This is a genomic window from Pseudomonas fluorescens HK44 (genome assembly GCF_000217955.3).
Lineage (GTDB): Bacteria > Pseudomonadota > Gammaproteobacteria > Pseudomonadales > Pseudomonadaceae > Aquipseudomonas > Aquipseudomonas fluorescens_AQ.
On sequence record NZ_AFOY02000005.1, the window covers coordinates 145,104 to 171,053 of the forward strand.

Annotated in this window: 24 protein-coding genes, 1 other RNA gene and 1 pseudogene; 18 read left to right on the forward strand and 8 right to left on the reverse strand. The window is 58.1% G+C overall.

Going from position 1 to position 25,950, the window contains the following annotated elements:
- Positions 1–82 precede the first annotated feature (82 nt).
- Together HK44_RS05405 and HK44_RS05410 are read right to left on the reverse strand one after the other, a co-directional pair.
- Positions 83–2,028: pseudogene (locus HK44_RS05405) on the reverse strand (flavin monoamine oxidase family protein).
- 323 nt (positions 2,029–2,351) lie between these two features.
- Positions 2,352–3,143, reverse strand: coding sequence for an MBL fold metallo-hydrolase (locus HK44_RS05410; RefSeq protein WP_019693581.1), 792 nt, complete (start codon positions 3,141–3,143; stop codon positions 2,352–2,354).
- A gap of 89 nt (positions 3,144–3,232) precedes the next feature.
- Here HK44_RS05410 and HK44_RS05415 point away from each other — a divergent pair, with 89 nt between their 5' ends.
- Positions 3,233–4,201 (forward strand): GlxA family transcriptional regulator, encoded by a 969-nt coding sequence (locus HK44_RS05415; RefSeq protein ID WP_024264766.1) that lies wholly within the window; start codon positions 3,233–3,235, stop codon positions 4,199–4,201.
- Positions 4,202–4,390: 189 nt separating this feature from the next.
- Here the strand turns inward: HK44_RS05415 and HK44_RS05420 are convergent, their stop codons facing one another.
- Positions 4,391–5,287 (reverse strand): GlxA family transcriptional regulator, encoded by an 897-nt coding sequence (locus HK44_RS05420; RefSeq protein WP_187682481.1) that lies wholly within the window; start codon positions 5,285–5,287, stop codon positions 4,391–4,393.
- Between the two features lie 243 nt (positions 5,288–5,530).
- On the opposite strand from HK44_RS05420, the gene HK44_RS05425 reads away from it, so the two are divergent.
- Entirely contained in the window at positions 5,531–6,667 is a 1,137-nt protein-coding gene (locus tag HK44_RS05425; protein ID WP_019693578.1) for an acyl-CoA dehydrogenase family protein, read from the forward strand.
- 104 nt (positions 6,668–6,771) lie between these two features.
- Here HK44_RS05425 and HK44_RS05430 read toward each other — a convergent pair whose 3' ends face one another.
- On the reverse strand, positions 6,772–7,812 hold the full coding sequence (locus tag HK44_RS05430; protein WP_019693577.1) for an NADP(H)-dependent aldo-keto reductase: 1,041 nt from the start codon (positions 7,810–7,812) through the stop codon (positions 6,772–6,774).
- A 248-nt stretch (positions 7,813–8,060) separates the two neighbouring features.
- Between HK44_RS05430 and rplM the strand changes: the two genes are divergently transcribed.
- The 7 genes from rplM to HK44_RS05465 all read left to right on the forward strand — a co-directional run bounded on the left by rplM (position 8,061) and on the right by HK44_RS05465 (position 12,934).
- Complete coding sequence (gene rplM / locus HK44_RS05435) at positions 8,061–8,489, forward strand: 50S ribosomal protein L13 (RefSeq protein ID WP_019693576.1); 429 nt, start codon at positions 8,061–8,063, stop codon at positions 8,487–8,489.
- 14 nt (positions 8,490–8,503) lie between these two features.
- Positions 8,504–8,896, forward strand: coding sequence for a 30S ribosomal protein S9 (gene rpsI, locus HK44_RS05440; protein ID WP_002555064.1), 393 nt, complete (start codon positions 8,504–8,506; stop codon positions 8,894–8,896).
- A 253-nt stretch (positions 8,897–9,149) separates the two neighbouring features.
- On the forward strand, positions 9,150–9,743 hold the full coding sequence (petA, locus tag HK44_RS05445) for a ubiquinol-cytochrome c reductase iron-sulfur subunit (RefSeq protein WP_019693575.1): 594 nt from the start codon (positions 9,150–9,152) through the stop codon (positions 9,741–9,743).
- Entirely contained in the window at positions 9,743–10,954 is a 1,212-nt protein-coding gene (locus tag HK44_RS05450; RefSeq protein ID WP_019693574.1) for a cytochrome b, read from the forward strand. The genes petA and HK44_RS05450 overlap by 1 nt, the downstream gene beginning before the upstream one ends.
- Positions 10,954–11,736: a cytochrome c1 gene (locus HK44_RS05455; RefSeq protein WP_019693573.1), complete on the forward strand. Its 783-nt coding sequence runs from the start codon at positions 10,954–10,956 to the stop codon at positions 11,734–11,736. Before HK44_RS05450 ends, HK44_RS05455 begins: the two co-directional genes overlap by 1 nt.
- Before the next feature lie 150 nt (positions 11,737–11,886).
- Positions 11,887–12,504: a glutathione S-transferase N-terminal domain-containing protein gene (locus HK44_RS05460; protein ID WP_019693572.1), complete on the forward strand. Its 618-nt coding sequence runs from the start codon at positions 11,887–11,889 to the stop codon at positions 12,502–12,504.
- Positions 12,505–12,520: 16 nt separating this feature from the next.
- Positions 12,521–12,934: a ClpXP protease specificity-enhancing factor gene (locus HK44_RS05465; RefSeq protein WP_019693571.1), complete on the forward strand. Its 414-nt coding sequence runs from the start codon at positions 12,521–12,523 to the stop codon at positions 12,932–12,934.
- Positions 12,935–13,071: 137 nt separating this feature from the next.
- Here the strand turns inward: HK44_RS05465 and HK44_RS05470 are convergent, their stop codons facing one another.
- The 4 genes from HK44_RS05470 to HK44_RS05485 form a co-directional block, all read right to left on the reverse strand.
- Positions 13,072–13,650 (reverse strand): BON domain-containing protein, encoded by a 579-nt coding sequence (locus tag HK44_RS05470; RefSeq protein WP_019693570.1) that lies wholly within the window; start codon positions 13,648–13,650, stop codon positions 13,072–13,074.
- Positions 13,647–14,240, reverse strand: a complete 594-nt coding sequence (locus HK44_RS05475) for a phosphoheptose isomerase (protein WP_007904374.1) — start codon at positions 14,238–14,240, stop codon at positions 13,647–13,649. Before HK44_RS05475 ends, HK44_RS05470 begins: the two co-directional genes overlap by 4 nt.
- Before the next feature lie 101 nt (positions 14,241–14,341).
- Positions 14,342–14,704 carry a YraN family protein gene (locus HK44_RS05480; RefSeq protein ID WP_019693569.1) on the reverse strand — a complete coding sequence of 121 codons (363 nt, stop codon included), beginning with the start codon at positions 14,702–14,704 and terminating at the stop codon, positions 14,342–14,344.
- Positions 14,704–16,515 carry a penicillin-binding protein activator gene (locus tag HK44_RS05485; RefSeq protein WP_019693568.1) on the reverse strand — a complete coding sequence of 604 codons (1,812 nt, stop codon included), beginning with the start codon at positions 16,513–16,515 and terminating at the stop codon, positions 14,704–14,706. Before HK44_RS05485 ends, HK44_RS05480 begins: the two co-directional genes overlap by 1 nt.
- Positions 16,516–16,723: 208 nt before the next feature.
- Here HK44_RS05485 and rsmI point away from each other — a divergent pair, with 208 nt between their 5' ends.
- The 9 genes from rsmI (at position 16,724) to mraY (ending at position 25,948) form a co-directional block, all read left to right on the forward strand.
- Positions 16,724–17,596, forward strand: a complete 873-nt coding sequence (rsmI, locus tag HK44_RS05490) for a 16S rRNA (cytidine(1402)-2'-O)-methyltransferase (protein ID WP_024264767.1) — start codon at positions 16,724–16,726, stop codon at positions 17,594–17,596.
- Positions 17,597–17,671: 75 nt separating this feature from the next.
- Positions 17,672–18,025: RNase P RNA component class A (rnpB, locus tag HK44_RS05495), an RNA gene on the forward strand.
- A 589-nt stretch (positions 18,026–18,614) separates the two neighbouring features.
- A complete protein-coding gene (mraZ, locus tag HK44_RS05500) occupies positions 18,615–19,070 on the forward strand; it encodes a division/cell wall cluster transcriptional repressor MraZ (RefSeq protein ID WP_019693566.1) in 456 nt (151 codons plus the stop codon).
- Entirely contained in the window at positions 19,067–20,014 is a 948-nt protein-coding gene (gene rsmH / locus HK44_RS05505; protein WP_019693565.1) for a 16S rRNA (cytosine(1402)-N(4))-methyltransferase RsmH, read from the forward strand. The genes mraZ and rsmH overlap by 4 nt, the downstream gene beginning before the upstream one ends.
- Positions 20,011–20,304, forward strand: a complete 294-nt coding sequence (gene ftsL, locus HK44_RS05510; protein WP_019693564.1) for a cell division protein FtsL — start codon at positions 20,011–20,013, stop codon at positions 20,302–20,304. Before rsmH ends, ftsL begins: the two co-directional genes overlap by 4 nt.
- On the forward strand, positions 20,304–22,043 hold the full coding sequence (locus HK44_RS05515) for a peptidoglycan D,D-transpeptidase FtsI family protein (RefSeq protein WP_187682483.1): 1,740 nt from the start codon (positions 20,304–20,306) through the stop codon (positions 22,041–22,043). The genes ftsL and HK44_RS05515 overlap by 1 nt, the downstream gene beginning before the upstream one ends.
- The gene (locus HK44_RS05520; RefSeq protein ID WP_019693562.1) at positions 22,043–23,506 is read left to right on the forward strand and encodes a UDP-N-acetylmuramoyl-L-alanyl-D-glutamate--2,6-diaminopimelate ligase; all 1,464 of its coding nucleotides are present in this window, start codon (positions 22,043–22,045) and stop codon (positions 23,504–23,506) included. Before HK44_RS05515 ends, HK44_RS05520 begins: the two co-directional genes overlap by 1 nt.
- Entirely contained in the window at positions 23,499–24,866 is a 1,368-nt protein-coding gene (locus HK44_RS05525; protein WP_019693561.1) for a UDP-N-acetylmuramoyl-tripeptide--D-alanyl-D-alanine ligase, read from the forward strand. Before HK44_RS05520 ends, HK44_RS05525 begins: the two co-directional genes overlap by 8 nt.
- Positions 24,866–25,948, forward strand: coding sequence for a phospho-N-acetylmuramoyl-pentapeptide-transferase (gene mraY / locus HK44_RS05530; RefSeq protein ID WP_019693560.1), 1,083 nt, complete (start codon positions 24,866–24,868; stop codon positions 25,946–25,948). Before HK44_RS05525 ends, mraY begins: the two co-directional genes overlap by 1 nt.
- Positions 25,949–25,950 lie beyond the last annotated feature (2 nt).

Consider the following 25,950-nt stretch of genomic DNA (forward strand, 5'->3'; position numbering starts at 1 on the left):
AAGCGTGTAGTCCTTTTCCCAAGATGAACGAGGTTGAGCCAATACACGGCGTGCATCGGCTTTTTAGCGGGGAAAGCTTAGGTCAGGTCCTGAGCTTGTACTCTGGATAGTCACTCATGGAAAAGCCGCCATTGAATGTAGCTTCGGTTTTATTGCAGATATGAATGACTGCATCGACGGCACCTCGAAAGCAAGGCTCTGTCCAGCCGGCATCGACTGAAAAAGACTCGCCAGAAAAATAGAGGCCAGAAATATGTGAAAAATCTCTGTTGTACTTCATCAAACCCACTGCGTCGTAGTAGGTTCCGGGTCTGTACAACTTTGCACACCCCAAAGCATTTTTATCGGTCATCCAGCGTTGGACGACTGCTTGATCAATGCCAATATAGGGAGAGATTTTTTCCTGGATATTGGCGGAGTTCATAAGGATTCGATCAAGCTCTTTTGCGCATTTCGTAACCAGCTCTTTGTCAGTGAAGGACGCGAGTTTGGTTGCGTCATCCTCCCATGTGTAACTCAGAAGGATGCAGTCATAATTATAGTTGTCGTTATAGCGATAGGTATAAATGTCGTGAATGAAACTATCTGTGACTATGGCTTGTGGGATTTTGGTGTTTTTTGATAAGAATGATTTTTTAATGGTGCATAGACTTTGCAACTGGTTTCCCAGTGAGCGGTTTTATAGGCATTGATCGTTTCGAATGGAAGCATTTCTTGATTGAAGTTCTCGAGCTTGATTCGAGTTTCGATCAGCCATGAGGGAAGGGTCATGATGATTGAATCAAAGTCGTCGAATAATTCCTGAGTTTGCCTGGGGTGGCTCGATTTCCAGTTGTAGTAGACGCGTATTTTTTGATTGTCCAGTTTTTTCAGTTTTGTGACGGACGAGTCCGTCAGGAAACCATTACTGCGCTCAAGGCAGTGTTCGTAGAAGGATTTTCCGGTTTCGTCTGTTTTCATGAATAACAGGCATTCATCCAAAGAGGCGAGCCCGATATAGCGAGGTCTGTCGAAACCCAGCCCCTTGGAGTCAAAAACGGCTTCGCTGTGCAGGTGTGGTGAGGCTATCGGTTCACCGGTCGCGTCCACTCGGCCATGAATCAGTTGCAGCTGGCTGCTGAATCCAAAAATTGCCGTACGCAGGGGATAAAGCGAGCAGACATCGTAGAAGGCGCCCCAGCTACCGTCACCGATGCCTATCGAATAGAAAATGGCGGACTCGTCCGGGGACATTCCCATCCCTCCGAAGTCTCCTGGCGAGCTTTCATGCCAAGCGTCTACTATTGGCATGCTGACCAGGTCACGAAAAGAAATGCCCTCGTATTTTTTGACGATACCAGCCCACATGGCTTCCCATCGTTGGCTGGCATAAACCTCTGCTACGTGGCGGGTCATGCGGTCAGCAAATGCTTTCCACTTGGCGTAAACCCGTTGAAGCTCCTCGCCAGGAGGTGGTGTCATGCCGTCTTCATTTGTCCATATCAACATCTGTGGAGTAGCGCTGCCTCCCATGCTTCCTTCTCGAAGATAGATGCCAGTCGACGTTACCCACTGGCTTCCGGGATTTGGGAAGTCTGAAATAGCCAAGTCAAACTCCTTGGCGTAGTAAGCCATCAGAGACTTACCTTCTTTAGGCGGTTCGTCTGCTGTGTTGAAGAAGGGCATGCGCATCGCCCCCATTTCAAAGGGTGTATGACTTTCTACGGAGTTTCGGCTGCCGGGAATTGTAAGGTGTCTGCCGCCTATGCGTTTGGATTGTTCTATAAGCGTTATATTGGTAAAGCCGCAACGATAAAGCTCTCTGGCGGCAGTGAGCCCAGTCACACCTGCACCAATGATGCATATTTTATGATGTGGGTTGGACGCGTTTGCGATGCCGTTTTCTTGTTCTACCAATGCTCGATAGTCAAAACATAAGTCTGGCGGGTTCGGGAAACGAGCGCTCCACTTGTTGTCAGATGAGCGCTTTGTTCGAGTAATATCTTTAGCAATATGTGACGGGTAGTTGTAACTAGAGCCGATGGTCATTGTTGATCTTCCCTGATGTGTGCATATTTTGTTTGCAGGGATGTATGTTGAGGTCTTGAACAGCAGGCTAACAAGTGTAAGTCTGAGTTATCCAGCACTCTGGTTTCCGACTTTCTCGTAGGATAAAGGCCCGCGAAGCGAGGTGTTGCGTTTAGATCGCAATGTCGAGTTGGAATTGTTAGTTACATAAAGCTGCTGAAACAGGCGCTGCTCCTCAGCCGTCTGCTGGAAATGCAGTCCCACGAGTTCCTGTCGCGGGCGCACAAGCCGTAACGGTCTGCATAAAAGGCCTGGTTGACCCTTTCTAAGGGGCAACCGCGCCCTTATTGATCCGCCAGGGTCGGGAATTCCAGCACGTCCCCGTCGTTCGGAATCCGTAGGCGCGACTCGATGCCGACCTGTCGGGCGGCGCTGGCCAGTGACTGGCGTGTCACCGGGCAGTGGCTGAGTGCTTCAAGGTGATTGGCGACCACTGTGCCTGACGACTGCCGAGTGAATGCCAGCACCTCATCAATCCCCATGATGATATCCCCACCCAAATCGAAACGCGCACCGCCAGCCGGCACCACGGAAACGTCTGGGTTGTGCCGCGCAACGAACGCCTGAACAGCCGGCGTGAGCAGCGTATCGCCCGTCAGGTAGAGGCTGGGCTCGCCGGGCATTTCAATCAAATAGCCCACGCCATGCTCCATCATCTTGCCTACCAGACCTCGGCCATGGGTGCAGCGAATCGTGCGGATCTGACCGCCGAGGAAGGCGCTCGGTTGCTCGTGATCGGTCGGTAAAGACTGAACATTCAAATCGTGCTCGGCCAGATGAGCGGCGTCGTGCGGTGTGCAGATGACTGGAATCCGCGTCTCGCGCAGCCACTTCTTTGCGGCGCGATCCAGGTGGTCGAAGTGTCCTTTCTGGCAATGAGTGATCAGGCAGTGGGTGACGGACTCCAGTGCGGCAGTTGCCGAGCCGGGTAACTCGACCAGTGGGTTGCGGTCCCGTGCGCTGAATATTCGAAGGGGTGGAAGTGTGTGTTTTCGCGCCAGCATCGGGTCGACCAAGATACGATGAGGGCCGAGTTCCACAATAATCGTCGCGTTGCGTAGCTGATGAATCTTCATGGCGATTCCTCTGGGAAGAAGCGCCATTGTGTCCAGTCGCGTTGCGCTACAGAATGGCAGGCTCGGACATAATTAATTCGATTTCAGCCATGCCCCCACCTCTTCGAATCGGTTTGCTGCTTTTTCCTCGTTGCATGCCAGCGGGCTTGTTGGCTTTTGCCGATTTGTTGCACGCCGCCAATCGTCGTGCCTCGCGTGTGTTCTTTGAAACGCGCTTCGTGGCCTTGCAGGCCGGTACGGTGGAATGCGCTCAGGGCCTGTCGTTACAGGTCGACAGCGCATTGGCGGAGGCTGACTGTGACGCGCTGTTGATCCCCGGTTTCTGGGCCGAGTCGGCCCGGCAGGTCGACGAGACGCTGGCTGCCAATGCCCCTTTGGTGGCGGCGCTGTCGGCACGTTCGAAGAAACAGCAGCTGTGGAGTTATTGCAGTGGGGTCTGTCTGTTGGCCGCGAGCGGGAAGCTGGACGGTCAACCGGCAACGGTGACGTGGTGGCTGGCAGACGTTATGGCGCAGCGCCATAACGCGGTGAAGTGGCAAAGCGAGCGTCACAGCATCATTAACGAGCGGACGGCTACCGCGTCCGGCGTGAACGGTTACTTGCCCATCGCTCAGGCCTTGATTGAGCGGTACGTCAGTGCGGAAGTGTTTCGCGACCTCACCAAGCTGATGGTGCTTGCGCGTCCGGCCCAGGCACATAGCGCCTTTGCGGCCATGAGCCTGATTGAGCAGTCGAGCTCTCTGTTGCGCCAATTGCATGCGCTCGTTGAGCAATTGCCGGCTGAACAGATAACCGTGCAGCGATTGGCAGAGCAACTCGGAATGTCTGAGCGCACGCTGTCGCGTAAGGTGAGCAGTGAAACCGGTGTTGCCGTTGCAACCTATGCTCGCTGCATCAAGCTGAACCAGGTCAGCGAACGCCTCATCCTCACGTCCGTAGCGGTCAATACGATCAGTGCCGAGTTGGGTTTCAGCAGCGACTCCAACCTGCGGCGCATGTTCAAGGAACTGACAGCGTTGACTCCACTGGAATACCGGCAGCAGTTCGGGCGGTATTGATGGGAAGGGCGGACTCGAACGCGAATACCTCGAAAAAGGGCCTGCAATGCAGGCCCTTTTTGTGCGCCGAAGATCCCAGTGTGGGAGCGAGCCTGCTCGCGATGACTGAGTGCCAGTCGACATCAATGTTGGATGTCAGACCGCAATCGCGAGCAGGCTCGCTCCCACAGGGGGGGATTGGCCCTTGGATTAAGCGGCTTGCTGGAACTGCTGCCGATACTGGTTCGGCGACAGTTCGGTGTGCTGGCGGAACAGTCGGGCAAAGAAGCTCGCGTCGTCGTAGCCGACTTCGTAGCTGATGGTCTTGATGCTTTTGCGGCTGGCGGACAACAAGCCCTTGGCGGTTTCGATGCGCAACCGTTGCAGGTAGTGCAGCGGCTTGTCGCCGGTGGCGGTCTGGAAGCGCCGCATGAAGTTGCGGATGCTCATGCCGTGCTCGCGGGCGACGTCTTCGAAGCGGAACTTGTCGGCAAAATGCTCTTCGAGCCAATGCTGGATCTGCAGGATGATCACATCCTGGTGCAGCTTCTGCCCGCCGAAACCGATACGGCCAGGTGAATAACTGCGCTGCACTTCATACAGAATGTCACGGGCCACGGCCTGGGCCACGTTGGCCCCGCAGAAGCGCTCGATCAAGTAAATGTAGAGGTCACAGGCCGAGGTGGTGCCGCCGGCGCAGTAGAGGTTGTCGGCGTCGGTCAGGTGCTTGTCCTGATTGAGCTGAACGTTGGGGAAGCGCTCTTCGAAGGTGTTGAAGAAGCGCCAGTAGGTGGTCGCTTCCTTGCCATCGAGCAGGCCGGCCTCGGCGAGCCAGAACACCCCGGTGGCTTCACCGCAGAGCACCGCGCCGCGTGCGTGTTGCTCGCGCAGCCACGGCAGCACCTGTGGATAACGTTTGCAGAGGGTGTCGAAATCGTCCCAGAACGCCGGGAGGATGATGATGTCGGCGTTTTCCAGGCCGCCGTCCACCGGCATGATCACATCGCTGAAGCTGTTGACCGGTTTGCCGTCGGGGCTGACCAGGCGGGTTTCGAACACAGGGGTCAGGCCGTGGCCCAGTTGTTTGCCGTAACGCAGGCTGGCCAGATGGAAGAAATCCTTGGCTTGCATGAGGGTGGAAGCAAAAACCCGGTCGATAGCCAGGATGCTGACGCGCCGCAGGGGCGTGGAGAGTTGGATAGACATATTCAATTTATTCTTATAGGGGAAAGTGGTCACCAAGCGGCTGGATCGTCTTATTTTTTGTCTGATGTGTCCAGTGTCCTGTTATCAGCGGGAGGCTTAGGCTCTGGGAGTCATTAGCGATCAACCATAACCACAGGTGCCCCGATGATCCCCAGAACCTTGTTCAGTTCCGAGCACGAACTGTTTCGCGACAGCGTACGAACCTTCCTCGAAAAAGAGGCCGTACCGTTTCATGCGCAGTGGGAAAAGCAGGGCCATATCGACCGCACGCTGTGGAACAAGGCGGGGGAGGCGGGGATGCTTTGCTCCCATCTACCGGAAGCGTACGGTGGGTTCGATGCGGACTTCCTCTACAGTGCCGTGGTGATCGAAGAGGTGGGGCGACTGGGGTTGACCGGTATCGGTTTCTCTCTGCATTCGGACATTGTGGCGCCGTACATCCTGCATTACGGCAGTGAAGTGCTGAAGCACAAGTACCTGCCGAAACTGGTCTCCGGCGAAATGGTTACCGCGATTGCCATGACCGAACCAGGCGCCGGCTCCGACCTGCAAGGGGTGAAAACCACAGCGGTGCTGGACGGTGACGAGTACGTGATCAACGGCTCGAAAACCTTCATCACTAACGGCTTCCTCGCGGACCTGGTGATTGTCGTGGCCAAGACCGATCCCAAGGCCGGGGCCAAGGGCACCAGTCTGTTTCTGGTGGAGGCAAACACTCCGGGCTTCGAAAAGGGCAAGCGCCTGGAGAAGGTCGGGATGAAAGCGCAGGACACCTCGGAGCTGTTCTTCCAGGACGTCCGTGTGCCCAAGGAAAACCTCTTGGGCCAGGCCGGGATGGGCTTCGCCTATCTGATGCAGGAATTGCCGCAGGAGCGTCTGACGGTCGCCATCGGCGGTCTGGCCTCTGCCGAGGCGGCGTTGCAGTGGACCCTGGATTACACCCGCGAGCGCAAGGCGTTCGGCAAGGCGATTGCGGACTTCCAGAACACCCGCTTCAAACTGGCGGAGATGGCCACGGAGATCCAGATTGGCCGGGTCTTCGTCGACCGCTGCCTGGAGCTGCACCTGCAAGGCAAGCTCGATGTGCCGACGGCGGCGATGGCCAAATACTGGGGCACCGACCTGCAATGCAAGGTGCTCGACGAGTGCGTGCAGCTGCATGGCGGTTACGGGTTCATGTGGGAATACCCGATCGCCCGGGCCTGGGCGGATGCGCGGGTGCAGCGGATTTATGCCGGGACCAATGAAATCATGAAGGAGATCATCGCGCGTTCGCTTTGAATTCAGGGTGAATGGAAGACCGCTTTCGCGAGCGGGCTCGCTCCCACAGGTACAGCGTAATCCTCGTGGGAGCGAGCCTGCTCGCGATTGGGCTCATGAATCGATCAAGGAGCCGGGTTCGGGTGATCCTTGTGAATCGCCTCGATCCCCGCCAGCACTTCATCCGACAGTTTCAGGTCGAAACTGGCAATGTTGCTGTCCAGCTGTTCCAGCGTGGTCGCGCCAATGATGTTGCTGGTGACGAACGATTGCCGGGTCACGAATGCCAGGGCCATTTGTGCCGGGTCCAGGCCGTGTTCACGGGCCAGCGCCACATAACGGCTGCACGCAGCTTCCGACTGCGGGTTGAAATAGCGGCTGAAACGGCTGTAAAGGCTCAGGCGACCTTTTGCCGGGCGCGCCCCGCCTTCGTACTTGCCGGACAGAAAACCAAACGCCAGCGGCGAGTAGGCGAGCAGCCCGCATTGTTCGCGGATGGCGATTTCCGACAGGCCGATTTCAAAGCTGCGATTGAGCAGGTTGTAGGGATTCTGGATCGACACCGCACGCGACCAGCCGCGGGCTTCGGCCAGCGCGAGGAACTTCATGGTGCCCCATGGCGTTTCGTTGGACAGGCCGATGTGGCGGATCTTGCCGGCCTTGACCTGTTCGTCGAGAGCTTCGAGGGTGTCTTCCAGCGGGGTCAGGTTGACTTCGCTCTTGTGGGTGTAGCCCAGCTGACCGAAGAAATTGGTGCTGCGTTCCGGCCAGTGCAGTTGATAGAGGTCGATATAGTCGGTCTGCAAGCGCTTGAGGCTGGCGTCCAGAGCCTGGACGATGTGTTCGCGGTTGTGCTTGAGGTGGCCGCCGCGAATGTAGTCGATGGTGTTGCCGGGGCCGGCGATTTTGCTCGCCAGAATCCAGTCGGTGCGATCGCCACGACTCTTGAAGTAGTTGCCGATGTAGCGCTCGGTGGTGGCGTAGGTTTCAGCCTTGGGTGGCACCGGGTACATCTCGGCGGTGTCAATAAAATTGATCCCGGCGCTCTTGGCCCGTTCAATCTGTGCGAAGGCCTCTGCCTCGCTGTTTTGCTCACCCCAGGTCATGGTCCCGAGGCAAATTGCACTCACGTTCAGATCGGTACGGCCCAGCTGTCGATAGTCCATGGGGTAGTCCTTGGAGGAAAACAATCATAAAAGCAGGTTGAATTTTTTTTCGCAATCTGCATAATTGCGCACCTCTTTCTGCAGTGGAAGTGATGCGCCGCCTGCCGAAGAATCTTGCCGTTGAACGGACGCGCCGACCCGAGCCCCCGATAGCGTCTGTACCCGGCTGCCTTTGACTTGTCAAAGTACGCACTATTCAGTAAGATCCGCCGTCTAAATTTACAGGGCGGCCCCTGAGGCTATAAAGAATGAAAACTTTTACTGCTAAACCGGAAACAGTAAAGCGCGACTGGTTTGTCGTCGACGCTGCTGGTCAGACCCTGGGTCGTCTGGCCACCGAGATCGCGAGCCGTCTGCGTGGCAAGCACAAGCCTGAGTACACTCCTCACGTTGACACCGGCGACTACATCGTCGTTATCAATGCCGAGCAGATTCGTGTGACCGGTGCTAAAACCACCGACAAAATCTACTACTCCCACTCCGGTTTCCCGGGCGGCATCAAGTCGATCAACTTCGAAAAGCTGATCGCTAAAGCCCCTGAGCGCGTGATCGAGACCGCGGTCAAAGGCATGCTGCCTAAGAACCCGCTGGGTCGCGACATGTATCGTAAGCTGAAAGTCTATGCGGGCGCTGCTCACCCTCATACTGCTCAGCAGCCCCAAGAACTGAAGTTTTAACGGAATAGTTCATTATGTCGGCGACTCAAAATTACGGCACTGGCCGTCGCAAGACCGCAACCGCACGCGTTTTCCTGCGTCCGGGCACTGGTAACATCTCCATCAACAACCGTTCCCTGGATAATTTCTTCGGTCGCGAAACTGCCCGCATGGTAGTTCGTCAGCCGCTGGAATTGACTGAGACTGTCGAGAAGTTCGACATCTACGTCACCGTGATCGGTGGTGGTGTAAGTGGTCAAGCTGGCGCAATCCGCCACGGTATCACTCGCGCTCTGATGCAGTACGACGAAACTCTGCGCGGCGCTCTGCGCAAAGCGGGCTTCGTTACTCGTGATGCACGTGAAGTTGAACGTAAGAAAGTTGGTCTGCGTAAAGCGCGTAAGCGTCCGCAGTACTCGAAGCGTTAATTCGCTTTTGCGTTCAAAAGCGCCCAGTCTCCTTACGGAGCTGGGCGTTTTTTTTGCTCAAAGATTTATGATGTGACAACTTGCCACATCCGTAGAGCCCCTATACTACAAGGCTTGGCGCTGACCCCGGATGGTAATTACCTTGTCAGAACTGGGGCTTTTCATTACCATTCTGCAAAATTTTTATAAGTTCAGATTTTTACTTAGTAGATGCCTGATTTAACAGGCCACAAAGCTGATGGGAGAGGACTGAATGAGCAATGACGGCGTGAATGCAGGCCGGCGTCGCTTCTTGGTAGCAGCCACATCCGTGGTGGGTGCTGCAGGAGCGGTGGGGGCTGCGGTCCCGTTCGTGGGGTCATGGTTTCCCAGTGCCAAGGCGAAAGCCGCAGGTGCACCGGTGAAAGTGAATGTCAGCAAAATCGAACCAGGTCAGCAAATGATTGCTGAATGGCGCGGTCAGCCGGTATTCATCGTCCGCCGTACGCAGGAGATTTTGGGGAATCTTGCAAAGATCGAGGGTGATCTCTCTGATCCAGACTCCAAGAATTCGGTACAACCGACTTACGTGGACCCCAAGACGCGTTCGATCAAGCCGGAAGTTCTGCTGCTGATCGGTATTTGCACGCACCTGGGTTGTTCTCCGACCTTCCGTCCAGAAGTAGCGCCTGCCGATCTTGGCCCAAAATGGGTAGGTGGTTATTTCTGCCCTTGCCACGGTTCCCACTACGATCTGGCAGGCCGCGTCTTCAAGTCGCAACCTGCGCCTTTGAATCTGCCAGTTCCCCCGCATTCCTATGAGTCGAACGACATCATTGTCATCGGCGTCGATACGGAGAAAGCGTGATGAGCAAGTTCATGGATTGGGTTGATGCGCGCTTTCCTGCCACTAAAATGTGGGAAGACCATCTCAGCAAGTACTACGCCCCGAAGAACTTCAACTTCTTCTATTTCTTTGGCTCCCTGGCGCTGTTGGTTCTGGTTAACCAGATCGTAACCGGTGTCTGGCTGACCATGAGCTACACCCCGTCGGCGGAAGAAGCATTCGCTTCCGTCGAATACATCATGCGCGACGTCGAGTACGGCTCGATCCTGCGTCTGCTGCACTCCACCGGCGCTTCGGCGTTCTTCATCGTGGTTTACCTGCATATGTTCCGTGGCCTGCTCTACGGTTCGTACCAGAAGCCGCGTGAGCTGGTGTGGGTCTTCGGCATGCTGATCTACCTGGCGCTGATGGCTGAAGCCTTCATGGGCTACCTGCTGCCGTGGGGTCAAATGTCCTACTGGGGTGCCCAGGTGATCATCTCGCTGTTCGGTGCGATCCCGGTCATCGGTAACGACCTGACCCAGTGGATCCGTGGTGACTACCTGATTTCGGGCATCACCCTGAACCGCTTCTTCGCCTTGCACGTCGTGGCCTTGCCGATCGTGATTCTCGGTCTGGTGGTGCTGCACGTTCTGGCGCTGCACGAAGTCGGCTCGAACAACCCGGACGGCGTGGACATCAAGAAACACAAGGACGAAAACGGCGTACCGCTGGACGGCATTGCCTTCCACCCGTACTACACCGTGAAAGATATCGTCGGCGTGGTGGTGTTCCTGTTCATCTTCTGCGCGATCGTGTTCTTCTTCCCGGAGATGGGCGGTTACTTCCTCGAGAAGCCGAACTTCGAGGTGGCGAACGCCTTCAAGACCCCGGAACACATTGCCCCGGTCTGGTACTTCACGCCGTTCTACGCGATTCTGCGTGCGGTTCCGGACAAGCTCCTGGGCGTTGTGGCCATGGGGGCTTCGATTGCCTTGCTGTTCGTCCTGCCGTGGCTCGACCGTAGCCCGGTCAAGTCCATGCGCTACAAGGGCTGGCTGAGCAGGATCTGGCTCTGGGTGTTCTGCATCGCCTTCGTGATTCTTGGCTGGCTGGGCGTCATGGCGCCTACCCCGGAACGTACGTTGCTGTCGCAGGTCTGTACCTTCCTGTACTTCGCCTACTTCATTTTGATGCCGTTCTACACCAGGCTCGAGAAGACCAAACCGGTTCCGGAAAGGGTGACTGGCTGATGAAAAAGCTATTTGCTGTACTGATTCTTGCTGCGTTGCCTGTCTTGTCCTTCGCGGCCGAGCACGGTGGTCCAGAGCTCGAAAAAGTCGATATCGACGTCTCCGATAAAGCGGCAATGCAAGATGGCGCGCGTACGTTCGCCAACTACTGCATGGGTTGCCACAGTGCCAAGTTCCAGCGCTATGAGCGCGTTGCCGACGATCTGGGGATTCCTCATGATCTGATGCTGAAGAACCTGGTGTTCACGGGCGCCAAGATCGGTGACCACATGAGCATCGGCATGCAGCCGGCAGACGCCAAGTCCTGGTTCGGCGCTGCGCCGCCCGACCTGACGCTGGTGGCTCGCGTTCGAGGTACTGACTGGCTCTACGGCTACCTGCGGTCGTTCTATGAAGACCCGACTCGTCCTTGGGGCGTGAACAACAAGGTGTTCCCGAACGTCGGTATGCCTAACATTCTGGTCGGCCTGCAGGGTCGTCAGGTGGTAGGCTGCAAACAAGTTCAAATCGTCGAAAACGGCAAGAAGCAGTATGATCCGCTGACCGGCACGCCGCTGACTCATGAAGCGTGCGATCAGCTGACTATCGTGCCGAAAACCGGTGCACTGAACGAACAGCAGTTCGACGAGAAGGTCAAGAATCTGGTGACCTTCCTGGCCTATTCGGCCAACCCGGTGAAGCTGCAGCATCAGCGCATCGGTACCTATGTGTTGCTGTACCTGGCGTTCTTCTTCGTATTCGCTTACTTGCTCAAGCGTGAATACTGGAAAGACGTGCATTGATAAAGCTTTAAGCAATTGCTGTTAATCGCGCGCGCCCAAGGGCGTCTCTGAACGTGTAACGAGTCTGGTCATCCAGGCGTTACGGGAGGCGCCCTCTGGGCGCGCTCGTTTTTCCGCTCCCGATCATTTCAACAAGCGAGGAGGACCGCCATGGGCGTGACCAATCGGTTGGCCTGTTACTCCGACCCCGCCGACCACTATTCCCACCGAGTGCGTATCGTACTGGCAGAGAAGGGTGTCAGCGCCGAGATCATCAGTGTGGAGGCGGGCCGTCAGCCGCCAAAGCTGATCGAAGTGAACCCTTACGGCAGCTTGCCCACCCTGGTCGATCGTGACCTGGCGTTGTGGGAGTCGACCGTGGTGATGGAATATCTGGATGAGCGTTACCCGCATCCACCGTTGTTGCCGGTTTATCCGGTGGCGCGTGCCAACAGTCGCCTGCTGATTCACCGTATTCAGCGTGACTGGTGTGTTCTGGTGGATCTGATTCTGGATTCGCGGACCAAGGAGCCGGCACGTGTGCAGGCTCGCAAGGAATTGCGTGAAAGCCTGACGGGCGTTTCGCCGCTGTTCGCCGACAAGCCGTTTTTCTTGAGTGAGGAACAAAGTCTGGTGGATTGTTGCCTACTTCCAATACTCTGGCGTTTACCGATTCTGGGTATTGAACTGCCGCGGCCTGCCAAGCCGCTGCTTGATTACATGGAGCGTCAGTTTGCGCGTGAGGCTTTCCAGGCGAGTCTGTCTGGTGTCGAACGCGATATGCGCTAAGGCTTAAGGAGCCGCTATGAACTCCAGTCGACCTTATTTGGTCCGCGCGCTCTATGAGTGGATTGTGGACAACGATTGCACCCCGCATCTGCTGGTCAATTCCGAGTATCCCTCGGTGCAGGTGCCGCAAGGCTTTGCCAGCGACGGGCAGATTGTCCTGAACGTATCGCCTGCGGCAGTGCGTCATTTGCACATGGACAACGATGCGGTCAGCTTCGAAGGGCGTTTCGGCGGCGTGCCGCATACGTTGTACGTGCCTATCGCTGCGATCCTTGGCATTTACGCCCGGGAGAATGGTCAGGGCATGGTGTTCGATCTGGAATCGCCTATGGACGACGAGGAAGAGATCGAGTCGGATGATGATCTTCCACCGCCCGACAGCGAGCCACCGCGTCCTAGCGGCCGGCCAAGTTTGAAGGTAGTGAAGTAATAAAAAAGGCGATCCGCAAGGATCGCCTTTTTTGTGCCTGCTCTTCTGTAGGTCTGTAGGGGCAAAGCTTGCTCGCGATGGCGGCCTCAAGGACGCCATCGCCGGCAAGCCGTGCTCCTGCAGGGGCGCGGCAGGTATCAGTCGATGTACTCGAACAGCTTCACAATCTTCTGTACGCCAGAAACGCCCTGCACCAGGTTGGTGGCCTGGCCGGCTTCCTGCTTGGTCACAAGGCCCAGCAAGTAGACGATACCGTTCTCGGTCACGACCTTGATGCGCGAGCCCGGGATGCTGGCGTCGGCGAGCATCTGGGTTTTGATCTTGGTGGTCAGCCAGGCATCGTTATTGCGGGCCAGTATCGACGAAGGCTGCATCACTTGCAGTTCGTTGTGTACGGTCTTTACCCGCTGAACTGCAGCGGCAGCTTGCCCGGCCAGTTCCTTGAGGTCAGGGCGTGGCGTTTGCCCGGCGAGCAGCACCACACCGTTGAAGCTGGTGACGATGATGTGCGAGCCCGTGTCCAGGTCCGGGCTGGCCTTGGCCACGTTCACGCCGACCTTGGTTTCGATCAGGGAGTCGTCGATCTTGCTGCCGAAGGTGCGAGTGCCGCGATCGTCTTCAATGGGGGCTTCGCGGGTCGCGGTGAGTACCGAGGTGCAGCCGCTGATGCCCAGGCTTAGAGTCAAGGCCAGAAGGCCAAGGCGATTAAGGGTCATTCTTCACTCCCGAACAATTGGCTGTCGATCAAGTCGCAAAGACAATGGATCGCCAGCAGGTGGACTTCCTGAATGCGTGCGGTGACATTGGCCGGGACGCGTATTTCGACGTCTTCGGGTAATAGCAGCGATGCCATGCCGCCGCCGTCACGTCCAGTCAATGCTACGACAATCATTTCGCGATCATGTGCGGCCTGGATCGCTTGAATAATGTTTGCCGAGTTGCCGCTGGTGGAAATCGCCAGCAGCACGTCGCCGGGCTGACCGAGCGCGCGGATCTGTTTGGAGAAGATTTCGTTGTAACTGTAGTCGTTGGCGATCGAGGTGATCGTCGAACTGTCGGTCGTCAGCGCAATGGCTGGCAGGCTCGGGCGTTCGCGCTCGAAGCGGTTGAGCAGCTCGGAGGAGAAGTGTTGCGCGTCACCGGCTGAACCGCCGTTGCCACACGAAAGCATTTTACCTTCGTTGAGCAGGGCGTTGACCATCACTTGGCTGGCTTGCTCGATGTGCGGTGCAAGTACGTCCATCGCCTGTTGCTTGGTATCGATACTGGCCTGAAAAAGCTGGCGAATTCGCGATTGCATGTCCATCTGTGTGACCTTAAGTGGCGCGGCTTGGTGGCACAGCAATGTGCAGCCCGCAAAGCAAAGAGCAAAAGTGTTGAGTGAAGATCGGCCTTGCCTTTGAGCAGTCAGCTGTCAAAGGCGTTCCTTAGCCAGTTCAAATGAGCCGCGCTGCCGTCTATGGCAACTACGTCGAAACGGCAGGGGGAGTTGGCCCAGCGCGACTCGCGCTGCAGAAAATACTGCGCGGCGAGTATCAATTTCTGACGCTTGCGCGCATCGATGCTGCCGAGCGCGCCACCCCATTGGGTGTTTTGTCTGTAGCGGACTTCGACGAATACTACTGTATCGCCGTCAAGCATGACCAGATCAAGCTCGCCGCGTTTACACAACCAGTTCTGCGCCAGGAGGCGCAGACCTTGTTGCTGGAGATGCTTGAGCGCCTGGCTTTCAGCATCTCGACCGCTTTGTTGGCGTGACCTGTCAGGCATCAGCGTGGTGTGTCAGGCAGGCGTTGAACCTGGCCGTTGATGAACTGTGCCCACGGCAGCTGACGTTGAATGCGTTGCGAGGAGGTCATGCTCAGGGTGCCCGACTGACCTTCGATGGAGCTTTCTGGCAGTGCCTTGAGTTGGCCCAGGCGCGGCGCCAGGCGATAGGCGTCGACACCCATTGCATAGAGGCGGCCCAGACTGCCCGCGGCTTGTGGCCATTGAGCGGCCACTTGCCTGCGCAGCGGGTCGTTGGCATCCAGCAGCCATGGGGTTTCGCAGAAGCGAATGCCGTTCATGTCGTTGTACTGGTTCTGGTCGCCGCTGGCGCTGAACACGTGGGACGTGGCGTAAACCGGTACGTCGCCTGCGTATTGGAAGTTCAGCGTTGGCTTGATCTGCTGGGCTTGCTGCGGTGTCGAGGCGAGGAAAATGAACTCGATGTCCTGACGGCGCGAAGGCTGTGCCGCTACCTGCGAACCTACGGTGCTTTGCAGGCTCTTGGCGCGACCTTCGCTCTGACGCAGCTGGAACAGGTCGGCGATTTGCTGAGCCAGGGCCACCGGCTGATCAACGCGTTCGATACCAATGACGGTGCCGCCGTTGGCTTCCCAATCCTGACGGAAGGCTTTAAGCACGCGATCGCCCCATTCACCTTTCGGCACCAGGGCGGCGGCGCGGTGCAGGCCATCGGCGCGTGCCCGGCGGGAAACTTCGCGGGCTTCGTCTTCGGCAGCCAGGCCGAACTGGAACAATTGGGCTGGACCTTGTTCGCCTTCGCTGTAGTTCAGCGCCAGCGTAGTGATCGGCAGTTGCGGGCGAGTGCTGAGTTGTTTGACCAGCGGTTTTTCCAGCGGGCCGATGACCAACTGCACGCCGTCGGCTTGTGCCTTGCGATAGAAGTCGTCCAGCGAGGTCAGGTGCGAGCTGTCATAGAACTCGATGGCAGGCGGCTTCTGTCCGGCTTGCTGGGCCTGGTAGTGAGCGGCCAGGAACCCTTCGCGCAGGGCCTTGGCGACCGACGCCAGAGGACCGTCTTGCGGCAGCAGCAGGCCGATCTTGCTGACCGGTTGGCTGGCCAGTTCCTTGAGCTTGGTCAAAGGCAGAGGCAGCACAAGTGCAGCGGGATGTTTAGGGTGCTGTGCGCGCCAGTTGTCGATGGCGGCTTGTTGCTGTTCCAGCGTGCCGGCGTTTTTCACCGCAATAGCCAGGCTCATCCAGCCGCCGAGGTCGTCGGTGGTGATGGGTTGCAGTTGATCGGTCGGCAGGGACGAAATGAGTGCCCAGATGGCCTCGTGGTTTTTGCTGGCCGCGTCATCCTTGAGCAGTGGCGCGATAAAGATGCGTTCGCGGGCGGCGGCCAGGGTCTGGCCGTCGGCTTCAAGGGCGCGGGCATGGACGATGCCGGTGCGCACTTGCTGCTCGACCGGCAACTCGCTCAGGTGTTGCAGGCTCGGATGGCTCAAGGCGGTCAGTGCCGCCTTGGGCTGGTTGCGAGTCAGCGCCAGTTCGGCGGCCAGGGTGCTGGCGAACACCTGTTGGCCGGGTTTCAACTGGTCCATCGGGATCTGCTGAAGAATTTGTGCAGACTGGCCGGCGTTACCTTGGCGGTAGGCCAGGTCTGCCGCGCTCAAGCGTAACAGGGCGGCCTTCTCCGGCGTTTTGCTGGTGGCAGCCTGTTCGAGCAGTTGCTCGATACTGGCATCCGCAGTCCGTGGAAGTTCGCCAAGGCTGGAGGAGGGCGAGCTGGCGCAAGCCGTCAACAGGGCAGCGAGGCAGAGGGCAGAGAACAGCCGCAGGCAAGCGATCATGTAATGTTCCTGATACTCGATCAAATTAGCGTGGAATTGTACCCAAGCGCTGGCCGGGGCGCGATGTTACTGGCGTGAAACCTTCAATTTAGGTCGTGTAAATGTTACGGCGATCAACAAAAGGGCGTGGAGCACGATGATCGCTGCGCGTATTCAAGGTACTTCTACGCGCTACAATGCCGGTTTTACCGATCATGAGGTGTGCGCTTTGACTGCTCCAGGTGCTTTGAATTCCGTTGCTGGCTCGCTTTATGTGGTGGCGACGCCCATCGGCAACCTGGATGACATCAGTGCGCGGGCGCTGAAAATCTTGCGTGAAGTGGCGCTGATCGCGGCTGAAGACACTCGTCACTCCCTGCGGTTGCTGCAACATTTCGGGATCGCCACGCCGCTGGCGGCGTGTCATGAACACAATGAGCGCGATGAAGGCAGTCGTTTCATCACGCGCTTGCTGGCCGGTGACAATGTTGCGTTGATCTCTGATGCGGGAACGCCGCTGATCTCTGACCCGGGTTATCACCTGGTGCGTCAGGCGCGGGCGGCAGGTATCAATGTAGTACCGGTTCCCGGTGCTTGCGCGTTGATTGCGGCGTTGTCTGCGGCGGGGTTGCCATCTGACCGGTTCATCTTCGAGGGTTTTCTGCCGGCCAAGGCGGTGGGGCGACGTGCGCGTCTGGAGTCCATAAAGGAAGAGCCGCGCACGTTGATCTTTTACGAAGCGCCACACCGGATTCTCGAGTGCTTGCAGGACATGGAACTGGTGTTCGGTCCTGAGCGTCCGGCGCTGCTTGCTCGCGAGCTGACCAAAACCTTCGAAACCCTCAAGGGGCTGCCGTTGGCCGAGTTGCGGGCATTCGTCGAAAACGATAGCAATCAGCAGCGCGGCGAGTGTGTGGTGTTGGTGGCGGGCTGGTCGGCGCCGGAGAGTGAGGAGGCGGTGAGTAGCGAGGCAATGCGTATTCTCGATCTGCTGCTCGAAGAAATGCCACTCAAGCGTGCTGCGGCGTTGGCGGCGCAAATTACCGGTGAGCGCAAGAACGTTCTCTATCAGGTGGCCCTGGATAAACAGAAAAGCGAGTAAAAACGCGGGTTGCAGGGCGGCCAAAGGCTTTTATCGCTTGTTCTTCGGGCGCTCTGCCGTTAACCTTTGCGGCGGAGAGTCGATTGGACAGTCGCTGCCCTCTATGAAAATTAGGGGGGGGAGGAAAGTCCGGGCTCCATAGGGCGAAGTGCCAGGTAATGCCTGGGAGGCGTGAGCCTACGGAAAGTGCCACAGAAAATAACCGCCTAAGCACTTCGGTGCCGGTAAGGGTGAAAAGGTGCGGTAAGAGCGCACCGCACGACTGGCAACAGTTCGTGGCTAGGTAAACCCCACTTGGAGCAAGACCAAATAGGGTCCCAAGGCGTGGCCCGCGCTGGGACCGGGTAGGTTGCTAAAGATGTCCAGTGATGGCCATCGTAGACGAATGACTGTTCAAGACAGAACCCGGCTTATAGATCGACTCTCCACCTTTTTGTTCCTTCCGCTTGAATCTTTGGCGCAAGGACGTAGTAATACTGATTGGCCATTTGCTGAATCCCTGGCAGAGGCTCCGATACAGTAGTGATTACCCTCCCTGCTTGAATCCGTGACAGAAGGGCTTTGTAATACCGATAAGCCAGCGCTCGAATCGTTAGTCGCGTCACTCAGGTACTGGTCAATTCCCTCCCTGCTTGAATCAGTGGCAGAAGGGCTTGGTAATACCGATTAGCCAGCGCTCGAACCGTTAGTCGCATCACCCGGGTAGTGGCCAATTCCCTCCCTGCTTGAATCAATAGCAGAGGCGCTTTTGTAATACCGAAAAAATCTTACTCTTAACAAATCACTTTAACTTCTGAACGTAGCCTTCAGTGCTGCTTCAAGTTATTGAGATAAATCATCCACCAAATACTCGTAACCCCTTCTTTTACAGCGCTAAATCTCCGATCTGTAAGGGTTTTCCTTCGATCCGCGCCTTGACGGTGTGGTGGGCGCATTCCTATAGTGTGCGCAAGTGGCGGAAAGTGGCATGAAGTGGGTTTTTTAAGCGCAAAACGCTAAAATTTGGAGAAACGCTGACGTGTTTCGCGGAGCTAACGCTATCAGTCTCGATGCAAAAGGCCGTCTCGCCATGCCGAGCCGGTATCGTGACGAGCTCGTTTCGCGAAGTTCCGGGCAATTAATTGTCACAATTGATGCCGTTGATCCTTGTTTATGTGTTTACCCGCTCGATGAGTGGGAGCTGATTGAAACCAAACTGCGCGCACTGCCTTCGCTTCGCGAAGAGAACCGCCGTTTGCAACGTTTGCTGATTGGTAATGCCGTCGACCTCGAGCTCGATGGCAGTGGTCGTTTTCTGGTCCCGCCGCGTCTGCGCGAATACGCCAAATTGGATAAGCGCGCGATGCTGGTAGGCCAACTGAACAAGTTCCAATTGTGGGACGAGGATGCCTGGGATGCGGTTTCTGCTGCTGACCTGGCTGCTATTCAACAACCGGGCGCCATGCCTGATGAACTGCGTGATTTGATCCTGTGACTATTGATAGCGGCTTTAACCACATCACCGTACTGCTTGACGAAGCCGTTGAGGCTCTCGCCGTACGCCCTGATGGCTGCTATCTGGATGGCACGTTCGGGCGTGGCGGGCATAGCCGTCTGATTCTTAGCCAGCTCGGTCCCGATGGTCGGTTGCTGGGGTTCGACAAAGATCCTCAGGCGATTGCCACCGGGCAAACGCTAGCGGCCGAAGACGGCCGCTTTGTCGTTGTGCAGCGCAGCTTTGCCGAACTCGGTTCGGAAGTTGCCGAGCGCGGCCTGGCCGGCAAGGTCAGCGGCGTCCTGCTCGACCTGGGCGTGTCTTCGCCACAGCTCGACGACCCGGAGCGTGGCTTCAGTTTCCTCAATGACGGCCCGCTGGACATGCGCATGGACCCGTCTCGCGGGATCAGTGCGGCAGAGTTCGTCAACACCGCACCCGTCGAAGAAATTGCCCGCGTGTTCAAGGAATACGGCGAAGAGCGTTTCTCCGGCCGTATGGCCCGTGCCGTGGCCGAGCGTCGCGATATCAAGCCCTTCGAGCGCACTGGCGATCTGGCTGAAGTCCTGAAAGTCGCCAACCCTGCCTGGGAAAAAGGCAAGAACCCGGCGACCCGTGCGTTCCAGGGCCTGCGAATTCACGTCAACAACGAGTTGGGCGATCTTGAGACCGGCCTCGAAGCCGCGCTTGAAGCTCTCGAAGTGGGCGGTCGCCTGGTAGTGATCAGCTTCCACTCGCTGGAAGATCGCATCGTCAAACAGTTCATGCGCAAACTGGTCAAGGGCGAAACCGATAACCTGCCGCGCAACCTGCCGGTACGTTTCGAAGCCTTTGTGCCGAAAATCAAGATTCATGGCAAACCGCAGTTCGCTGGCGAAGCCGAACTCAAAGCCAACCCTCGTTCCCGTAGCGCCGTCATGCGTGTCGCGGAGAAACTTCGGTGAGCAAGCTCTTCGCCAAGCCACTTCCAGGCGGAAGCTTTTTCATGCTGCTGCTTTTTGTCGCCGTATTGGTCTCCGCGATCGGGGTTTCCTATAGCGCTCACTGGAACCGCCAGTTGCTGAACTCGCTGTACAACGAGTTGAGTGTGCGCGACAAGGCGCAGGCAGAGTGGGGCCGGTTGATTCTCGAGCAGAGCACCTGGACCGCCCACAGCCGTATCGAAGTATTGGCCACCGAACAACTGAAGATGCGCATTCCCGGCGCTGCTGATGTACGGATGGTGGCGCCATGATGAAACTCGAAGGGGCACTCTTTCCTTGGCGGTTTCGTGTGGTGCTTGGCTTGCTGGGCGTCATGGTGGCCGCCATCGCGTGGCGCATTGTCGACCTGCAGGTGATCGACCGTGACTTCCTGATTGGTCAGGGCGATGCGCGCAGTGTTCGACACATCCCGATTCCGGCTCACCGTGGTTTGATCACCGACCGTAACGGCGAGCCGCTGGCTGTGAGTACCCCGGTCACCACCCTGTGGGCCAACCCCAAGGAAATGCAACTGGCCAAGGAAAAGTGGCCGGCACTGGCGGCTGCGCTAGGGCAGGATCCTAAAGTCCTGGCCGAGCGACTCGACGCTCAGGCAAATAAAGAATTCATCTATCTGGTGCGCGGGCTGACCCCCGAGCAGGGCCAGGTCGCGCTCGATCTGAAAGTGCCGGGCGTTTACGGCATCGAAGAGTTCCGGCGTTTCTACCCGGCCGGCGAAGTTACCGCGCACATGGTCGGCTTTACCGACATTGATGACCACGGGCGTGAAGGCGTGGAATTGGCGTATGACGAATGGCTGGCCGGTGTCGCTGGCAAGCGTCAGGTCATCAAGGACCGGCGCGGCAGGCTGATCAAAGACGTTCAAGTGACCAAAAACGCCAAGGCCGGCAAGCCCTTGGCGTTGTCGATTGACCTGCGTCTGCAATACCTGGCCAACCGCGAGTTGCGCAACGCGATCATCGAGAACGGCGCCAAGGCTGGCAGCCTGGTGATCATGGACGTCAAGACCGGCGAGATCCTCGCCATGGTCAACCAGCCGACCTACAACCCGAACAACCGTCGCAACCTGCAACCGGCGATGATGCGCAACCGCGCCATGATTGACGTGTTCGAGCCGGGTTCGACCATGAAAGCGATCTCCATGAGCGCCGCGATCGAAACCGGGCGCTGGAAACCGAGCGACACCGTCGAGGTGTACCCGGGCAGCTTGCAGATTGGTAAATACACCATCAAGGACGTATCCAAGACCGAAGGCCCGGTGCTTGACCTGACCGGCATTCTGATCAACTCCAGTAACGTCGGCATGAGTAAGGTCGCCTTCGATATCGGCGGCGAAACGATTTTCCGCCTGGCGCAGAAAGTCGGCCTCGGCCAGGACACCGGCCTGGGTTTCCCGGGCGAGCGGGTCGGCAACCTGCCGAACTACCGCGAATGGCGCAAGGCCGAGACGGCCACGCTGTCGTACGGCTACGGTATCTCGGTGACCGCGATTCAACTGGTCCACGCCTTCTCGGCGCTGGCCAACAACGGCCGTATCGCACCGCTGACCCTGATCAAGACCGACAAGGCCGCGCAAACTACCCAAGTGATTCCGGAAGCCGTGGCGAAAACCATGCAGGGCATGTTGCAGCAGGTGATCGAAGCGCCGCGCGGTGTATTCCGTGCGCAAGTGCCGGCCTATCACGTCGCTGGCAAATCCGGTACTGCACGTAAGACATCGGTGGGCACCAAAGGCTACGCCGAGAACTCCTACCGCTCGCTGTTCGCAGGTTTTGGTCCCATGAGCGACCCGCGCTACGCAATCGTTGTGGTCATCGATGAGCCGAGCAAGGCCGGCTACTTCGGTGGTCTGGTTTCGGCGCCGGTGTTCAGCAAAGTGATGTCCGGGACCCTGCGTCTGATGAACATCACGCCGGACAACCTGCCGGCCACCCAGCAAGCCAACGCGGCACCGGTTACCCCTGTTAAAGCCAATGGAGGGCGTGGCTGATGTCGCTTAGCCTGAACAAGATTTTCGCCCACGCCGGCCGTGATCTGTTGATTCGCGAACTGACCCTGGACAGCCGTAATGTCCGTGCGGGCGACCTGTTTCTGGCCGTTCCAGGCGCTAAATTCGACGGTCGTACGCACATTGCCGACGCGTTGCAACGTGGCGCCGCCGCAGTCGCCTACGAAGTCGAAGGCGCGACCGTTCTGCCGATTACCGATGTGCCGCTGATTCCGGTCAAAGGCCTGGCCGCGCAGCTGTCGGATATTGCCGGGCGTTTTTACGGCGACCCGAGCCGTAACCTGAACCTGATTGGCGTGACCGGCACCAATGGCAAGACCAGCGTGACCCAATTGGTCGCACAAGCGCTGGACCTGTTGGGGCAGCACTGCGGCATTGTTGGCACCCTGGGCACCGGTTTCTACGGCGCACTGGAAAGCGGTCTGCACACCACGCCGAACCCGATTGCAGTACAGGCAACCCTGGCCGACCTGAAAAAGGCCGGTGCCAAAGCCGTGGCCATGGAAGTGTCCTCCCACGGTCTGGATCAAGGGCGCGTGACGGCACTGGCGTTCAATGTGGCGGTGATGACCAACCTGTCGCGCGATCACCTGGATTATCACGGGACCATGCAAGCCTATGGCGAGGCCAAGGCCAAGCTGTTCGCCTGGAACGATCTGAAGTGCCGGGTGATCAACCTCGACGACGCGTTCGGTCGGCAACTCGCGGCTGAAGAGGGTGAGTCGCGCCTGATCACTTACAGCCTCGAAGACGCCAGCGCCTACCTCTATTGCCGTGAAGCGCAGTTCGACGATGAAGGCGTGCGCGCCACACTGGTGACGCCGCAGGGCGAACACCATTTGCGCAGCGCCTTGCTCGGTCGCTTCAATCTGAGCAACGTACTGGCCGCTGTCGGTGCCTTGCTCGGCCTGGATTATGCGCTGGATGAAATCCTCCACGTACTGCCACAACTCGAAGGGCCGGCCGGTCGCATGCAGCGTCTGGGTGGCGGTACTCAGCCGCTGGTGGTGGTCGATTACGCCCATACCCCGGATGCGTTGGAAAAAGTCCTGATGGCCCTGCGTCCACACGCCAGGGGCAAATTGCTCTGCCTGTTCGGTTGCGGCGGTGATCGCGATCGTGGCAAGCGTCCGCTGATGGCCGAAGTGGTCGAGCGTCTGGCCGACGGCGTGCTGGTCACCGATGACAATCCGCGCACCGAAGACCCTGCACAGATTTTCGACGACATCCGCGCCGGTTTCACGGCGGTGGATGACGTCCGTTTCGTCGCCGGCCGTGGCCAGGCGATTGCCCAGTTGATCGCCAGCGCCAGCGCGGATGACGTGATCGTGCTGGCCGGTAAAGGTCACGAGGACTATCAGGAAATCAACGGCGAACGCCATGATTTCTCCGATCTGGTGGAGGCCGACCGTGCCTTGACCGCGTGGGAGGTGGCGCATGCTTAAAGCCTTGAAATTGAGCGAAGTGGCGGGCCCATTGGCCGGCCGTCTGCTGACTGCCGACAGCAGCTTCGATGGCGTCAGCATCGACAGCCGGGCGATCCAGCCGGGCCAGTTGTTTGTTGCCCTGACCGGGCCGCGTTTCGATGGTCATGACTACCTGAACGACGTGGCTGCCAAAGGCGCGGTCGCGGCGCTGGTCGAGCGTGAGGTGACGAACTCCACGTTGCCGCAGTTGCAGGTCTTGGATACTCGTCAGGCCCTTGGCGAACTCGGCGCGCTGAATCGTGCGGCGTATTCGAACCCGGTCGCGGCGATTACCGGATCCAGCGGCAAAACCACGGTCAAGGAAATGCTCGCGAGCATCCTGCGCACGCGGGGGCCGGTACTGGCGACCCGTGGCAACCTGAACAATGACCTCGGCGTTCCGCTGACCTTGCTCGAACTGGCCGCGGAACACACCGCGGCCGTCATCGAACTGGGTGCTTCGCGGATCGGCGAGATTGCCTACACCGTCGGCATGACCAAGCCGCATGTGGCTGTGATCAACAACGCCGGGAGTGCCCACGTCGGCGAATTCGGCGGACCGGAAAAAATCGTTGAAGCCAAGGGCGAGATTCTCGAAGGGCTGGACGCCGATGGCGTCGCCGTCCTGAATCTCGACGACAAGGCTTTTGATATCTGGAAGAAGCGCGCCGCGGGCCGTCAGGTGCTGAGCTTTGCCCTGAACGACAGCCGTGCCGATTTCCATGCCACTGATCTGGCTCGTGACGCCCGCGGTTGCCCGTCCTTCACGCTGCACAGCCCGCAAGGCGTCGAGCAGGTTCAACTGAACCTGCTTGGCAACCACAACGTTGCCAATGCCCTGGCCGCCGCGGCGGCCGCGCATGCGCTGGGTGTGTCGCTGTTCGGTATCGCCACGGGGCTGAATGCAGTGCAACCGGTCAAGGGCCGTGCGGTGGCGCAACTGGCGAGCAATGGCATGCGCGTCATTGATGACTCTTACAACGCGAACCCCGCCTCAATGTGCGCGGCCATTGATATACTCGCCGGCTTTTCCGGTCGCACCATTCTGGTGCTCGGGGATATTGGCGAGTTGGGCGAGTGGGCGGAGCAGGGGCACCGCGACGTTGGCGCGTACGCCAGCGGCAAGGTTTCCGCGCTTTACGCTGTTGGCCCGATGATGGCGCATGCCGTCGCAGCCTTCGGTGAGCAGGCTCGTCACTTTGCCAATCAGGCTGATCTGATCGCGGCGCTGGGCGCCGAACACGATACAAACACCACTATTTTGATCAAGGGCTCGCGAAGCGCTGCGATGGAAAACGTCGTTGCAGCTTTGTGCGGTTCGAGCGGGGAGAAACATTAATGCTGCTGTTGTTAGCGGAGTATCTGCAACAGTTCTACAAAGGCTTCGCGGTCTTTCAGTACCTGACCCTGCGCGGGATTCTCGGTGTACTGACCGCGTTGTCGTTGTCGCTGTACCTGGGTCCATGGATGATCCGCACGTTGCAGAACCGCCAGATCGGCCAGTCTGTCCGTAATGACGGCCCGCAATCGCACTTGTCCAAGTCGGGCACGCCGACCATGGGCGGCGCACTGATTCTGACCGCCATCGGCGTCAGCACCTTGCTTTGGGCAGACCTGCACAACCGCTATGTCTGGGTCGTGTTGCTGGTCACCCTGCTGTTCGGGGCCGTGGGCTGGGTCGACGATTACCGCAAAGTGATCGAGAAAAACTCCCGTGGCTTGCCGAGCCGCTGGAAATACTTCTGGCAGTCGGTGTTCGGCCTGGGCGCGGCGATCTTCCTTTATATGACTGCACCCAGTGCGGTTGAAACGACCTTGATCGTGCCGATGTTCAAAGACGCCAGCATCGCACTCGGCATTGGCTTCGTGGTCCTGACCTACTTCGTGATCGTCGGCTCGAGCAACGCGGTCAACCTGACCGACGGCCTCGACGGCCTGGCGATCATGCCGACCGTGATGGTCGGCGGCGCGCTGGGGATCTTCTGCTACCTGTCGGGTAACGTGAAATTCGCCGAATACCTGCTCATCCCTTACGTACCGGGCGCAGGTGAGCTGATCGTGTTCTGCGGCGCGCTGATCGGTGCGGGCCTGGGTTTCCTCTGGTTCAACACGTACCCGGCTCAAGTCTTCATGGGCGACGTCGGCGCACTGGCGCTGGGCGCGGCCCTGGGCACCATCGCCGTGATCGTTCGTCAGGAAATCGTCCTGTTCATCATGGGCGGTGTGTTCGTGATGGAAACCCTGTCGGTGGTGATTCAGGTTGCCTCTTTCAAACTGACCGGTCGCCGGGTATTTCGCATGGCACCGATTCACCACCACTTTGAACTCAAGGGCTGGCCCGAGCCACGCGTGATCGTCCGTTTCTGGATCATCACCGTGATTCTCGTACTGGTCGGCCTTGCCACCCTGAAGCTGAGGTAGAA

What these genes read in the sequence shown, in the direction of transcription:
- rplM (WP_019693576.1), top strand. Translation starts at nt 8,061, where the DNA reads ATGAAAACTTTTACTGCTAAACCGGAAACAGTAAAGCGCGACTGGTTT.
- HK44_RS05430 (WP_019693577.1), bottom strand. Translation starts at nt 7,812, where the DNA reads ATGGACTATCGACAGCTGGGCCGTACCGATCTGAACGTGAGTGCAATT.
- HK44_RS05415 (WP_024264766.1), top strand. Translation starts at nt 3,233, where the DNA reads ATGCCCCCACCTCTTCGAATCGGTTTGCTGCTTTTTCCTCGTTGCATG.
- HK44_RS05425 (WP_019693578.1), top strand. Translation starts at nt 5,531, where the DNA reads ATGATCCCCAGAACCTTGTTCAGTTCCGAGCACGAACTGTTTCGCGAC.
- petA (WP_019693575.1), top strand. Translation starts at nt 9,150, where the DNA reads ATGAGCAATGACGGCGTGAATGCAGGCCGGCGTCGCTTCTTGGTAGCA.
- HK44_RS05480 (WP_019693569.1), bottom strand. Translation starts at nt 14,704, where the DNA reads ATGCCTGACAGGTCACGCCAACAAAGCGGTCGAGATGCTGAAAGCCAG.
- rpsI (WP_002555064.1), top strand. Translation starts at nt 8,504, where the DNA reads ATGTCGGCGACTCAAAATTACGGCACTGGCCGTCGCAAGACCGCAACC.
- HK44_RS05450 (WP_019693574.1), top strand. Translation starts at nt 9,743, where the DNA reads ATGAGCAAGTTCATGGATTGGGTTGATGCGCGCTTTCCTGCCACTAAA.
- HK44_RS05525 (WP_019693561.1), top strand. Translation starts at nt 23,499, where the DNA reads ATGCTTAAAGCCTTGAAATTGAGCGAAGTGGCGGGCCCATTGGCCGGC.
- HK44_RS05410 (WP_019693581.1), bottom strand. Translation starts at nt 3,143, where the DNA reads ATGAAGATTCATCAGCTACGCAACGCGACGATTATTGTGGAACTCGGC.
- HK44_RS05455 (WP_019693573.1), top strand. Translation starts at nt 10,954, where the DNA reads ATGAAAAAGCTATTTGCTGTACTGATTCTTGCTGCGTTGCCTGTCTTG.
- HK44_RS05470 (WP_019693570.1), bottom strand. Translation starts at nt 13,650, where the DNA reads ATGACCCTTAATCGCCTTGGCCTTCTGGCCTTGACTCTAAGCCTGGGC.
- HK44_RS05485 (WP_019693568.1), bottom strand. Translation starts at nt 16,515, where the DNA reads ATGATCGCTTGCCTGCGGCTGTTCTCTGCCCTCTGCCTCGCTGCCCTG.
- HK44_RS05515 (WP_187682483.1), top strand. Translation starts at nt 20,304, where the DNA reads ATGAAACTCGAAGGGGCACTCTTTCCTTGGCGGTTTCGTGTGGTGCTT.
- HK44_RS05520 (WP_019693562.1), top strand. Translation starts at nt 22,043, where the DNA reads ATGTCGCTTAGCCTGAACAAGATTTTCGCCCACGCCGGCCGTGATCTG.
- HK44_RS05475 (WP_007904374.1), bottom strand. Translation starts at nt 14,240, where the DNA reads ATGGACATGCAATCGCGAATTCGCCAGCTTTTTCAGGCCAGTATCGAT.
- mraY (WP_019693560.1), top strand. Translation starts at nt 24,866, where the DNA reads ATGCTGCTGTTGTTAGCGGAGTATCTGCAACAGTTCTACAAAGGCTTC.
- HK44_RS05465 (WP_019693571.1), top strand. Translation starts at nt 12,521, where the DNA reads ATGAACTCCAGTCGACCTTATTTGGTCCGCGCGCTCTATGAGTGGATT.
- HK44_RS05460 (WP_019693572.1), top strand. Translation starts at nt 11,887, where the DNA reads ATGGGCGTGACCAATCGGTTGGCCTGTTACTCCGACCCCGCCGACCAC.